Origin of the sequence: Microcoleus sp. B3-A4, from assembly GCF_036705385.1 — a bacterium.
Taxonomy (GTDB): domain Bacteria; phylum Cyanobacteriota; class Cyanobacteriia; order Cyanobacteriales; family Microcoleaceae; genus Microcoleus.
On the sequence record NZ_JAUBUI010000017.1, the window covers coordinates 20,211 to 33,197 of the forward strand.

The 12,987-nt window shown below is 46.8% G+C and carries 9 protein-coding genes; 5 read left to right on the forward strand and 4 right to left on the reverse strand.

Annotated elements, in window-relative coordinates; genetic code table 11:
* The first annotated feature begins 209 nt into the window (after positions 1 to 209).
* Positions 210 to 740: a DUF937 domain-containing protein gene (locus tag QUB33_RS10060; RefSeq protein ID WP_333349955.1), complete on the forward strand. Its 531-nt coding sequence runs from the start codon at positions 210 to 212 to the stop codon at positions 738 to 740.
* A gap of 117 nt (positions 741 to 857) precedes the next feature.
* On the opposite strand, the gene ilvD is transcribed toward QUB33_RS10060, so the two are convergent.
* On the reverse strand, positions 858 to 2,543 hold the full coding sequence (ilvD, locus tag QUB33_RS10065; RefSeq protein ID WP_333350051.1) for a dihydroxy-acid dehydratase: 1,686 nt from the start codon (positions 2,541 to 2,543) through the stop codon (positions 858 to 860).
* A 418-nt stretch (positions 2,544 to 2,961) separates the two neighbouring features.
* Here ilvD and QUB33_RS10070 point away from each other — a divergent pair, with 418 nt between their 5' ends.
* Together QUB33_RS10070 and QUB33_RS10075 are read left to right on the forward strand one after the other, a co-directional pair.
* Positions 2,962 to 3,804 (forward strand): pentapeptide repeat-containing protein, encoded by an 843-nt coding sequence (locus QUB33_RS10070; RefSeq protein WP_333349957.1) that lies wholly within the window; start codon positions 2,962 to 2,964, stop codon positions 3,802 to 3,804.
* Positions 3,805 to 3,877: 73 nt separating this feature from the next.
* Complete coding sequence (locus tag QUB33_RS10075; protein WP_333349959.1) at positions 3,878 to 4,738, forward strand: sulfite exporter TauE/SafE family protein; 861 nt, start codon at positions 3,878 to 3,880, stop codon at positions 4,736 to 4,738.
* Between the two features lie 94 nt (positions 4,739 to 4,832).
* Here the strand turns inward: QUB33_RS10075 and QUB33_RS10080 are convergent, their stop codons facing one another.
* Positions 4,833 to 5,633: a hypothetical protein gene (locus tag QUB33_RS10080; RefSeq protein ID WP_333349961.1), complete on the reverse strand. Its 801-nt coding sequence runs from the start codon at positions 5,631 to 5,633 to the stop codon at positions 4,833 to 4,835.
* 373 nt (positions 5,634 to 6,006) lie between these two features.
* On the opposite strand from QUB33_RS10080, the gene QUB33_RS10085 reads away from it, so the two are divergent.
* Entirely contained in the window at positions 6,007 to 6,333 is a 327-nt protein-coding gene (locus QUB33_RS10085; protein WP_333349963.1) for a hypothetical protein, read from the forward strand.
* A gap of 59 nt (positions 6,334 to 6,392) precedes the next feature.
* A complete protein-coding gene (locus QUB33_RS10090) occupies positions 6,393 to 6,932 on the forward strand; it encodes a GIY-YIG nuclease family protein (RefSeq protein WP_333349965.1) in 540 nt (179 codons plus the stop codon).
* A gap of 301 nt (positions 6,933 to 7,233) precedes the next feature.
* Here the strand turns inward: QUB33_RS10090 and QUB33_RS10095 are convergent, their stop codons facing one another.
* Positions 7,234 to 8,556: a response regulator gene (locus tag QUB33_RS10095; RefSeq protein ID WP_333349967.1), complete on the reverse strand. Its 1,323-nt coding sequence runs from the start codon at positions 8,554 to 8,556 to the stop codon at positions 7,234 to 7,236.
* Positions 8,557 to 8,661: 105 nt separating this feature from the next.
* Positions 8,662 to 12,792 (reverse strand): ATP-binding protein, encoded by a 4,131-nt coding sequence (locus tag QUB33_RS10100; RefSeq protein ID WP_333349969.1) that lies wholly within the window; start codon positions 12,790 to 12,792, stop codon positions 8,662 to 8,664.
* Positions 12,793 to 12,987 lie beyond the last annotated feature (195 nt).

The window sequence follows — 12,987 nt, forward strand, 5'->3', positions numbered from 1 at the left end:
AAGCAAGCTCCCCACTCTGATGTCATAATTCATTCCACCTCTAAAATCTAAAATCTAAAATCTAAACTTGTATGAGATTGGTTAGTGAGTGGCTGTCGCTAGCCCACTCACTGAGTGATAATACCAAAATAAAAAGTATTTTCCATAATCTTGAAAAACAGGATTTGCTATAATTTAAAGTTGAGCAATCACTGTACGGAGCGAAAATTATGGGACTATTTGACCAAATTTTGAGCGCGATCGACAATCCTAACCAACAAGCAAACCCCAATCAGTTGGGCAACATTCTCGGTGCGGTAGAGCAGTTGAGCAGCAACCAGGGCGTCAATACGGGCACGACTCAGCTAGCAATGTCGGTTTTGGGCGGACACGTGCGATCGGCATTGCAAGACGTGCGAGCGCAGTCGGGAGACGCACAAGCTCAAGAAGTTGTCAACCAATTTAGCGGCACAAATCCCAATCCGCAGGCGGTACAGAGTTTGTTCGGAGCCGGCCAACTGACGCAGATAGTGAACGATATCGCCCACAGAACCGGTTTGAATAACGCCACAGTGCAGGCGATGATACCTGTTTTGGTGCCGCTGGTGCTGAATTTGCTAAAAACCGGCAGCAACGCCCAAAACCCAGCCCAAGGCAGCAATCCTGTTTTGAATACGTTTTTAGATGCAGATGGAGACGGCGACGTAGATATTACTGACGCCATGTCGATGGCAGGCCGCTATTTGAATCAGGGCCGTTAATTTGAAATTTTTGTAACCGCAGATATTAGCGGATGGACACAGATGAACGCAGATAGGATTTTATCTGCGTTCATTTGCGTTTATCTGCCTTCATCGGCGGTTACAAAAATTCCAACTTTAACCCAAACCCAAATCAGTCACAGCACCCACACTGCTAGAAGAAACCAACTTAGCGTATTTAGCCAAAACGCCCTTAGTATAGCGAGGTTTAGGAGGCTGCCAAAGAGCCCGCCGCTGCTCCAATTCTGCATCAGAAACATTGAGCTGCAACAAGCGATTTTGAGCATCAATCGTAATTGAATCGCCCTCTTGTACCAAAGCAATTGTCCCGCCAACTTGTGCTTCGGGTGCAACGTGACCGACAACCATGCCGTAAGTTCCGCCAGAGAAGCGACCGTCAGTAATTAACCCTACAGAATCCCCCAAACCAGCGCCAATAATTGCCGAAGTTGGTGCTAACATTTCGCGCATTCCCGGCCCGCCTTTGGGCCCTTCGTAGCGGACGATAATCACATCTCCGGCTTGAATTTTGCCCGCTAAAATTGCCTCCAAACAATTTTCTTCAGATTCAAATACGCGCGCCGGGCCAGTTATTTGCGCTTTTTTAACGCCAGTAATTTTAGCAACTGCTCCTTCTGTTGCCAGATTTCCCCTGAGAATTGCTAAATGTCCTTGGGCGTAAATCGGGTTGTTCCAAGGGCGGATGACATCTTGGTCGGTGCGGGGTTCGGCTGGAATATCTGCCAACACTTCCGCAAGAGTTTGACCGGTAATTGTCAGCGCGTCTCCGTGCAGCAAACCCTGTTCTAGCAGGATTTTCATTACTTGGGGAATGCCGCCGGCTTTGTGCAAATCGGTTGCTACGTATTTGCCGCTGGGTTTGAGGTCGCACAGCACCGGCACTTTTGCTCGAATAGTTTCAAAATCGTCGAGGGACAACTCAACGCCGATCGCATTGGAAATGGCTAATAAATGCAGCACAGCATTGGTTGAACCGCCGACTGCCATGATTACCGCGATCGCATTTTCAAAGGCCTTGCGAGTCAAAATTTGGCTCGGTAACAACTGTTTGCGGATCGCTTCCACGACAACTTTTGCAGATTCGGCAGCGCTGTCAGCTTTTTCGGCATCCTCAGCAGCCATTGTCGAAGAATAAGGCAAACTCATGCCCATCGCTTCAAAAGCGCTCGACATCGTATTTGCTGTGAACATTCCGCCGCAAGAACCCGCACCGGGACAAGCATTCTGTTCCACTGCATTGAGTTCTGTTTGGTCAATTTTGCCCGCGCTGAATTGACCGACTGCTTCAAAAGCGCTGACAACGGTTAAATCCTGTCCGTTGTGGTGTCCGGGCTTGATCGTGCCGCCGTAAACAAAAATAGCAGGAATGTTCATGCGGGCGATCGCAATCATCGCCCCCGGCATATTTTTATCGCAACCGCCGACAGCCAGCAACCCGTCCATACTTTGGCCGTTGCAAACAGTTTCGATGGAATCAGCAATTACATCTCTCGACACCAGAGAATATTTCATCCCTTGAGTTCCCATCGAGATCCCGTCGCTGATAGTAATCGTACCGAACACCTGCGGCATTCCCCCGGCTTCCTTTGCACCCGCAATAGCCCGCAAAGCGAGGTCGTTCAATCCCATATTGCAGGGCGTAATCGTGCTGTACCCGTTGGCAATCCCCACAATCGGCTTAGTGAAATCGCCGTCACCAAAACCGACTGCCCGCAGCATTGCTCGGTTGGGCGCGCGCTGCACGCCCCCAGTCACAGCTTGGCTTCTCAAATTTTCAGGCATTTTAAAATTTCCTTTGTCTGTTGACAGTTGACCGTTGACCGTTGACAGTTGACCGTTGTCAGTTGTCAACTGCCAGCTCGCCCAAAAACGAATACAAGTTTCCGATAATCGTCGTGGTGAGCCCATAATTTTAGACCAAAGTTCCGGCTCCCAGATGAATCTGTGGAGCAAATCTAAAATCTAAAATCTAAAATCGACTGACTCAGTTCCGAGCGCCGAGAGTTTTACCCTATTGTTGATTTTCTCAGAAGCTTTGATATTTGTCAGACCTTTTAGGAGGCAGTGGCACAGCAGTGCCCGGAAAGCTGTGCAAAGATTCTACAGATACTACAGCGTGCAGAGTGAATACCGTGGTTATCTGGGATGATGTGGTAACACCCATCACTCTAACGTTTAAAAAAATTGCGAGGCGAATGACATGGAGGCCGATCGAATTCTGAGGCAATATGCGGCCGGAGAAAGAAATTTTCGAGAGATTAACCTCGTCGGGGCCGACTTAAAAGGGGTAAACCTCAGCGAGGCTAACTTTACCAGAGCGAATTTCCAAGACGCAAACCTCAAAGGCGCTAACCTGACGGGAGCGAACTTGCGCGAGGTGAAATTGGCAGGGGTGGACTTGACGGAAGCCAACCTCAGCGAAGCAAATCTCATCGGTACCGATTTGAGCCGCGCCAATCTCAGCGGGGCTAACCTGATGGGAGCCAACCTGCGCGGCTCAATGGCCAGAGAAGTCAACATGACCAAGGCTAATTTGACCGAAGCTAATTTGACCGAAGCCAACTTTACCGAAGCGAATTTGTTTGCGGCCAACTTAACCGACGCTAGCATGATTCGCATTAATTTGATGAAGGCAAATTTGAGTTGGTCAACTCTCAAAGCGGTAAACCTGACAAATGCCATTCTTAGCCAGTCGCTTTTAGAAAGAGCTAACCTGAATCAGGCAATTCTCAGCGGGGCGATGCTCAGCGGGGCTAACCTGACTGGTGCAGACTTGCGCCAAGTAACGATGGTGGGAGCTAATCTGAGCGAAGCTAATCTGAGCAATGCTAATTTGAGAGTTGCTAATGTGAGTTGGTCAACGCTAGCAAAAGCTAATTTGAGCGGTGCGAATTTGTACCGGGCCAAGCTGTGCTGGTCTAATTTTAGCGGGGCTGTTTTGTTGGAAGCGGTTTTGATTGACGCTAATCTCAATCGAACTAACTTCCGCGATGCAGATTTGAGGCGGGCAATTATGCCGGACGGCACGACTAATGATTCTTAAAATTTGATTGTTAACTGTTAACTGTTGACTGTTGACTGTTAACTGTTAACTGTTAACTGTTGACTAATAACTAATGATGGCTGAATTATTGATTCTCGGTGCGGCAGGAATTTTTGCCGGAATTCTAGCTGGATTTTTGGGTATCGGTGGCGGTACGGTGCTCGTACCTTTGTTGGTTGCTCTCAAGTACGCCCCGGTAGAAGCGGTTGCTACTAGCGGTTTGTCGATCGTCATTACAGCTATTTCTGGCAGTATCCAGAATTGGCGCATGGGCTACCTCAGCTTGAGCCAAGTCGCAGGCATCGGATTTCCAGCCGTCATTACCGCACAAATCGGTGCTTATTTGGCGGGGATATTTCCGCCTTACTTGCTGTTACTTACTTTTGGGTTGTTGCTGTGGCTCAATATTTATTTGATTGAAGTTCGCAAGCACCTGACAGCTAAGAAGAAAGCGGAAGCAGAACGAGAGGAACTAGGAGGAGAAGCGGGACAAGGAGAAAAGGCTCAATTACCAATTACCAATCACGAATTACCCAATAATTCAAATATTTTATTCAATCCAACTTTTGCTAAAATTGCTACCGGCAGTGCTGCGGGTTTATTAGCGGGTTTGTTCGGCGTAGGCGGCGGCGTAATTATGGTTCCCCTGCAAATTTTGCTGTTAGGAGAAAGCATTAAAACCGCAATTCAAACCAGCTTGGGCGTCATCGTCATCACGGCTATTTCTGCGACGGCGGGACACGCGGCGCGCGGGAATGTTTTGTGGGTTGTGGGGTTAATTCTTGGCTGCGGCGGTTTGTTGGGCGCGCAGGTGAGCACGCGGTTTTTGCCGAGATTGCCCGATCGCATTGTTAGTTTAGCTTTTCGATCGCTCTTGGCAATCTTATCGATTTATGTTTTCTGGCAAGCTTGGCAAAAATTTAGTAACGGGTAATGGGTAATTGGTAAGGTGCGCGGCAGAAGAGCCCCCTACGAAAAAATCCCGGAAGGTGCCCGCGCAGCACCCTACGAAAAACGAATAAGTAAGACTAATTTGCTGATAGTTTCTTCACGGCACGAGTTAGACGCTGCAAATAAGGCTTGACAATTTCTTGATTTTGCCTCTGCAACTCGGAAACTTGCTGCTGCAAATGCTGAATCTCGGTTTGCAACATCCCTGTGTCTATTGTGGGTCGATCGAGCAAATCCTGCAATTGCTTGAGAGAACCTTGGATTTGATCCAAGTCTACTTCGTTCGATCGCTCCTGCAACTGAGCCGTAATAGTTTTAACTTCAGTTAACTTTTCGCCCATCAATAAAAATCGGACGTTGACATTTTCCCAATCATGTTCTCTGAGGGCGCTATTTTCCAAAAGGCGGACTTTCTGCTGCAAATCCGACAGTTGCGTGTTGAAATCCTGAGAATCTGCCGGCAGCGCCTGCGCTTGGCGTTCGAGGGAGGCTACGGCAGCTTGTACCTCGGCGATGACGCCGGATTCCAAGCCGAGGAGTTTCTGCTGCAAGTCGGAGACGGCGGTGTAGAGTTCGGCAGGTTCTCCAGGTGGTATCTGAACTTGCTGCGATCGACGTTCTACTGCAGCCTGTACGTCCGTAATCGCAGAATTTGCCTTTTGTTGCAATTGTTGCTCGAAACGCTGGCGATTGGCGAGATTCAGCGAGAGTGCTGCGGTTAAGGGGGCGGCAGCGTAGAGAATTTGGCCCGACAATACAGCAGTAATCGTGCCAATGGCTGAACCAGCCACAGAGGCGTATTCTGCCAATTCTAGCCAGTCCGGCTGGTTCGGGGCACTTCTCAAAGCTGGGAATGATGCTTTTTCAATCTTCTGCATAGCCTTTTAGTCGTAGTCGGATAGATGGCGATAGGGACATGATAAAAGCGATCGGCAAATAAATCAGGGCTATTTGTCAAAATTTCCGGATTGTGGTATTCTCATTGACCGAAAGCATCAAGCATACAAGCCCCCGGATTCATCCGTCCAGAAATAAAAAACCTGTATCCGACAAAACTTGCGCCCCGAATTTATCCGTGGGGTCAATGCTTCAATTCTTTAATCTAAAATCTAAAATCTAAAATCTAAAATCGATTGACATCCTGCCGAATACCTTCTGACTTCAAAACGGTCAGTCTCAGGTAAAATTCAGGATTGAGTCGATCGCTTAAGAGTTAACCATTAACCGCCGTCTGTCAGGAGTCTACAGAAAATGGGTCTCAAGATTATTGAAAGCTACGATAGCAGTTTTGTCCTCGAACCCGATGCTAAAACGGCACTGTTCGCTTTATTAACCGGTGAAAGCTTTGTCAAACAAGTAGCGCTACAATTGCAATGCTCGCGCATTGAGTTTGCCGAGTTACTTTTTCAGCCAGTCCCTTACAGCAGCGAGACGCCAAAGGGAATGCCTGCGGAATTTGAAAAGTATCATCAATCGAGCGATTTTGCGATCGTCAACGTCCCGCCTAATTTCATGTTCCAAGCCAAAATATTTAAACCCAGCCGCCTCTGTGCCGTTTATCGAGTTTTTAAGAGTTAGGTAAAGGCTCGTTAATCTGTGGTTAAATCTAAAATCTAAAATCTAAAATCTAAAATCGGATGACAGAAGACATTCAATCTCTCGCCAGCTTAGAATTCATTCCATACATAGACTCCGAGGGGAAATTGCCCGATTTTGTTCAGGGAAAAATCGGCGTTTACGCAATTTTTGACAGCGAGAAAGTCCTGCAATTTGTCGGCTATTCTCGCGACATTTACCTCAGCCTCAAACAGCATTTGGTACGCCAAACCCAATATTGCTACTGGCTGAAAGTCCAAACTATTGACAAGCCCAGCCGCACTATCCTAGAAAGCATTAGAGAAAGTTGGATTGCCGAAAACGGTTCCCAACCCCAGGGTAACGGTGCCGATGCTGCCAAGTGGAACGATCCCATCGACACCAAAACTGTGATGACTGCCCAAGAAACGGCAAATTATGAAGGTATCTTTGCCGATGAAATTGCCAAAGATAAATTGTTGAAAAATGTAGCGCGGCGCGTGGAAAATGAAATTTTCTCGCTGTTGAAAGCTCGCGGCGTAACTGAAGAAATTCGGTTTAATCCCAAACTAAAAACTAGCGGATTGCTGGATTTAAAGTAAATACCGCTCACCCGGCACTCCGCCAGGGAATGAATTCCCTGTCTAATAGCGAAAGTCCTCTAAAAGAGGACTGAATAATTTATTAGTCCTCGGAAGCGAGGACTTTCGCTTTGAGGCAGGGGTTTCAACCCCTGACGGACTGACGGAATATCGGTTTTACCTTAAGGGAACACCAATAGCCATTGCCGTGTCCATAATTTCCGTGCCGCGACAGCTTAATGCCGTTTCCCTACAGATGCTCGCGTACAATCTATGTGATATATTCTCTGGGTCTGATTAAATTTTAAAAGGTTAAAATTTATTAAGATTTAACACATATCGGAATCTGCAAAATTAACTCTGTTCCTCGACCCGGAGCAGAAATACAACTGATGTGACCTCGATGTTTTTCCACTACAATATCGTGACTGATTGCCAACCCTAATCCAATACCACGGCCTACAGGCTTCGTAGTAAAAAATGGGTCAAATATCTGGTGGCGCACTTCCTCACTCATCCCACAACCGTTATCGGCAATGTGAATAACAACGGATTTATAGTTGTGAGTGGCTAATTTTAAATCTTGATTGTGCAGGGCCGATTCTGACTCAGAACTTACTGAAGTGCTGATGGTAATTTTTCGGGGAGACGGTTGAGTTTCCAGGGCATCAATAGCATTACTTAGCAGGTTCATGAACACCTGATTTAACTCACTGGCGTAACAGGTGACTCTTGGCAGTTGGCTGTAGTGTTTAATGATCTCTATCTCACCAGCTTTGTTTGCTCCCTTCAGCCGGTGCTGCAAAATAACTAAAGTATTGTCAATGCCTTCATGAATATCCACTGGCTTGCACTTTTGTTCGCCAAGGCGGGTGAATTTCCGCAAAGACATTACAATCTCGCTAATCCGAGAAGCACCCTCTGTCATCGAATTCAGCAGTTTTGGATAATCCTCTGCGATGAATTCGGGTTGAATCTCGTCCAATTCGCCGATAATTTCTGCAACGGGGTGGGGGTAGTAATGTCGGTACAATTCAACGAGGCGAAGCAAATCTCGCGCATACTCCGCCGCTAGAGCAATATTGCCGTAGATAAAGCTGACGGGATTGTTGATTTCGTGAGCAATTCCTGCCGCTAGCTGACCTAAAGAAGCCATTTTTTCCTTCTGTATTAACTGAGCTTGAGTTTTCTTTAGTTCAGTTACGCTTTGTTCGAGTTGCTGGGCGTAGGATTGTGTTTGCTGGAACAACTGGCGCTGCAGGAGTTGATTGGAGACGCGGGCGAGAACTTCTTGTTCGTGAAACGGTTTTGTAATATAATCTATACCACCAACTTCAAAGGCTTTGACTTTATCTAATACTTCATTCAAAGCACTGATAAAAATAACCGGAATGTCCTTGGTTGTGGGAGAAGCTTTCAATGCTTGGCAGACTTTGTAGCCGTCCATACCGGGCATCATGATGTCGAGCAAAATCAAGTCAGGAGGAGTTAACTCGATCGACCGCAGGGCTAGTTTGCCGTCGGGTGCGGTGCGTGTTTTGTACCCTTGCTGCGAGAGTATTTGAGCTAAAAGTTGCAAATTAGCCGGAATATCATCAACAATTAAAATATTCCCTTTTAAGACGGGAGTTGGTTCGTAATTCATATCTAGTTGGGTAAAATAACCTTTATAGGTTTGTAGTGAGTACGATCGCCCGATGGGGTTTTATGAGGGCGATCGTACTCACTACAAACCTATCTCATATCCTTATTATTTTGGTTCGGGATGGATGAGAGCTAGTATTTGATTGAACTGAAACTCGTTAGCCAATGCGGCTAGAGCGCTAGCTAAAGCGTCATTGCGATCGCGAATTTGCTCAATTTGGATCAGAATTAACTCTAAATCGCACTCAATTGTGGCTTTCTCTAAAGCAGCCAGCCAATCTGCGGGTAAAGCTGCCAGAGTCTCTGGAGTCGGAGCCTCGATTTGAGTTGACTCGGGCACACTCTCCGGTTCACCGTAAATGTAACGCACTCCCAGATGTTTGTGCAGGGTGGCAAAAATTTCTGTATCTCGAAAGGGTTTGTGGATAAAGTCATCGCAATCATCTGATACAGTAACGGTTTGCGCTTCCTCGGCGTTACCCGCACTCACGGCAATAATTGCCGTAGCTTGACCTTTAACGGTGGCTTTAATGCGTTTGGTCGCTTCATTTCCATCCATCACGGGCATCCACATATCCATAAAAATTAAGTGTGGCTCAAAACTCGACCACATTTCAATAGCTTCTATGCCGTTGGTGGCTTCTTGGAGTTCAAAGTTAAAGGCAGCGAGGAGTTTGATCAGCAGTTGGCGGTTGTCCGATCGATCGTCCACAATCAAAATACGATAGCGCGGCTGGTTGCGTTCCAGCGCTATCACCCGACGCGGTGGCTCTACGGGTTGAGTCGCCGGGGCATCAACGGAGCTGACGGGAATATCAAACGCGAAGGTGGTGCCGCGTCCTACTTCACTGCGTACAGTAATCAGGCCGCCCATCAGGTTGACAAACTGTTGGCTGATAGCCAGTCCCAAGCCTGTTCCTTGCTGAGATTTTGTTCCTGTTTTGGTTTGCACAAAGGCTTGAAAAAGTTTATCTAACTCATCAGCAGCTATGCCGGAGCCAGTGTCTTCTATTTCAAAATGTAATTGGTAATTACTGATTGGTAATTGCTGAGCTTCCCCCTCCCTAACCGCACTTACTCTTACCCTAATTTCTCCTTCTTTCGTAAACTTAATGGCGTTAGAGAGGAGATTGATTAAGACTTGGCGCAACTTAAGTTGATCGGTTTGTACGTATTCGGGAACTTCGCTAGAGCAGTCAAATATTAACTGCAATTGTTGCTCCATTGCCTGGAGTTGAAACATCTCTTCCAAATCGTTCAACAGGCTCCTTAATTGAAAGTCTGTTGGGTTGATTGTCATGCGTCCCGCCTCTATTTTGGCTAAATCTAATATTTGATTGATTAGAGCGAGCAAGTGTTCTCCGCTGCGGTTGATAATGCGGATATTTTCCTGTTGTTCGCGATTCAGGTTGGTCGAACGCTGCATCAATTGGGAGAATCCCAGAATTGCGTTTAGCGGGGTGCGAAGTTCGTGGCTCATATTTGCCAGGAAAGTGCTTTTGGCAAGGTTGGCGGCTTCTGCAGCCCACGCGGCTTGTTGAAGCTGTACTGCTTGCTTTTGAGTGGCTTCGAGCAATTGAGCTTGTTGTAAGGCAACTCCCAGTTGAGTGCTAATTTGCAGCCCAATATTGATTTCAGCTTCGCGCCAAGTGCGGGGTTCAGAATTTTGATAGCTGGCGAGCAAACCCCAAAGTTGACTGCCGCAAAATATGGGAAAAATAACGTAGGCTCTAGCTTGAAATTGTTTTAACAGTTCTATGTAACAAGGACTCAACCCAGCGCTGTATATGTCTTCAATTATGCGGTAAGGAACGCCTCTAGCGTACATACCGCCTTGATTTTTTTGTAGATAGGTATCCAGCACTGGTGTACCGCCGGCTTGCATAGTTTTCACGGTACAGCGAGAGTGTTCGACGAGAGTGTTTGGCACATTACAATCGTCGGTTTGTTGCATCAGAGATATCCAGCCGGGAGCCATTGATTCGGCAACAAATTCCCCGCTCCAATCAGGATTAAAGCGATAGATACCGACACGATCGCATTTTAGGGTTTGTCGCAGTTCAGAGGTTGTGGTTTTGAATATTGTGTCAATATCTAAGGATTGACGGATGCGCTCGATCGATCGGGCGATGGCTTGTTCTCCCTCGGCGCTTTCTCGCAAAGCTGACTCGGCTTGTTTGCGATCGCTAATATCCAAAACAGTGCCGAACAAACGGAGCAATTGCCCTTTTTCATCATAAACCGGTTTCCCTCGAACTTCTATGTAACTGAGCGAGCCATCTCTTCGCATCAGCCGCAAATCAATTTCAAAGCTTTTTCCCGACATAGCTTGCTCGCGCACCATTGTCAGATAGCGCGATCGATCTTCTGGATGAAAACGCTCGATTAATTGTTCGGTTGGGAGCGGTTTTTGAGTCGGATCGAGCTCGTAAATGCGATATAGTTCTTCGCTCCAAGTAGTTGTTTTTGTGGCGATATCGTGTTCCCAACTGCCAATACGGGCAATTTTTTGGGCTTCCAGCAGCCGGGCTTCGGCAAACTGGCGATCGCTAATGTCGCGGGCTACCCAAACAGCGGAGCTATCGGACAGCGGCGAAATTTTAGCAGCAAACCAAACTTCTTTGTTATTAATCCGCAGACTGTAATCGAAACTAATAGTTTGTTGGGTTTCCAATGCCTGTTGAACTTGAGCGAAATAAATCTCCTCCCTTTCCTCGTGAAATAATTGTTCGATGATGGAGTCGATCTGATTCGTCTCATAGTTGTATTGACCAATACCCTTGGTAGGTATAATTTGAATGCTTTTTTCGGTTTGGTTAAAAATCAAGACAACATCGGTTATCGACTCAAATATTTTTACAACTTGCTCGGCAGAAGTGTAAAGTTTTTGTTCGAGCAATTTGCGATCTGCCATTTCATATTGTAATAGTTCGCTAGCACGAGCTAAGGCGCAGGTACGTTCGGCAACTTCGGCTTCTAAAGTGCGATTGTAGTCAGTTAATATTTTTTCATATTGTTTGCGCTGTGCGATGTTAGAAAAAGCAATGATGGCATAAATAATGTTTCCGTCTTCGTCGAAAATGGGTGTGGCGCGCACCTCAAAAGGAATAAATTTCCCATTTCTATAAAGTTCTATATCTTCAAGGAATACCGTTTCGCCGTGCAGTGCTCGGAATGCAGGCAGTTCTTCAATTGGATACGGCTGGTTTTGGCGGTACATTTGATAAACTTCTACTGCTTCTTCTAAGGTCGCATCGGGGATAGTTTCTACACCGAGCCAATGCTTGGCAGTTTCGTTAAAGTACACGACTTTACCCGAGGCATCGTGGATAGATACTCCTGCGGGTATGGCTTCGATAAATTGCTGGAGTTGGCTCTCGCTGTGCGCTAAAGCTTCATTTAAAGATTTTTGGTCTGCAAAAGCCTGTTGCAGTTGCGCTGCCATAAGATTGAAGGAATTGGCGAGTTCTCCGACTTCATCCAAGCGCTTAATTTCTAAAGGTCGATCCCATTCTCCTTTTGCAACATTTTTGGCAGCGGTATTCAAGCGCATAATTGGCTTTGTCACCCAACGGGAAGTCAACAATCCGATCGCGATTCCCAGCGGCAGTGTACCGGCCAACAACCACAGTGTGTTGCGCGTATTTGCTTGAATCGGAGGGATGAAATCAGACTCTGGCACCACCACCACAATTAACCAATCCAAACCACGGATATCTCGATAGGGAGTGACGCGGACAAACTGCCTATCGCCCTTGCTCGCCAGGGTAAATTTCTCGGTTGTTTGCAGCGTGCGGAAGTTGCCAAATCGGTTGGCGAGTTGTCGAGCAATATCTCGCGTTCGGGCATCCTTGCTGTTGGTGGCTAGCAATGGCGTCGGTTGCTTTTTTGCTGGCGTCACCAAGGGTGTTTCTAGTGTGGATGTGGCAATCAGATTGCCCGATCGATCCATAATAAAAGTTTGTCCTGAAGCCGAGAATTGCAGCCCAGCCAGAAAGGTATTGATTGCCGACAGTCCATTATTATCGGTGAGGCGATCGCTAATTCGCTCTCCTACTTGTTCGATTAACTGATGCGCTACATCTTCGACTGATTCCTGACTACTTTTGAAAGAAAGATAGCCCACTAGCCCAACAACACTTACCGTTTGCAAAACCAACGGAACAATCAGAACCGTTCGGAGCGGCAGCTTGCTAAAAAATTTGGCGGTTAGGCGGTTGAAGCGATAAATGGGCATGGGTGTGAACCAATTGCGCTGATAATCGTATTTTAACTGCTGTAGCGTGCTTTTCCCGGCAATTTGCTCGCCCTAAAAACTGTGAATCCGCCTAGTTTAATATAGCCAACTACTAGCGAAGATTGGACGCGGATGCGAAAATTTGCTTCTGTCAGTTCAGTTTCTAGCTGTTTGGCATTTGATTCATTTTTACTT

Coding starts and splice junctions, on each gene's coding strand:
- QUB33_RS10060 (WP_333349955.1), top strand. CDS start 210: ATGGGACTATTTGACCAAATTTTGAGCGCGATCGACAATCCTAACCAA.
- ilvD (WP_333350051.1), bottom strand. CDS start 2,543: ATGCCTGAAAATTTGAGAAGCCAAGCTGTGACTGGGGGCGTGCAGCGC.
- QUB33_RS10070 (WP_333349957.1), top strand. CDS start 2,962: ATGGAGGCCGATCGAATTCTGAGGCAATATGCGGCCGGAGAAAGAAAT.
- QUB33_RS10075 (WP_333349959.1), top strand. CDS start 3,878: ATGATGGCTGAATTATTGATTCTCGGTGCGGCAGGAATTTTTGCCGGA.
- QUB33_RS10080 (WP_333349961.1), bottom strand. CDS start 5,633: ATGCAGAAGATTGAAAAAGCATCATTCCCAGCTTTGAGAAGTGCCCCG.
- QUB33_RS10085 (WP_333349963.1), top strand. CDS start 6,007: ATGGGTCTCAAGATTATTGAAAGCTACGATAGCAGTTTTGTCCTCGAA.
- QUB33_RS10090 (WP_333349965.1), top strand. CDS start 6,393: ATGACAGAAGACATTCAATCTCTCGCCAGCTTAGAATTCATTCCATAC.
- QUB33_RS10095 (WP_333349967.1), bottom strand. CDS start 8,556: ATGAATTACGAACCAACTCCCGTCTTAAAAGGGAATATTTTAATTGTT.
- QUB33_RS10100 (WP_333349969.1), bottom strand. CDS start 12,792: ATGCCCATTTATCGCTTCAACCGCCTAACCGCCAAATTTTTTAGCAAG.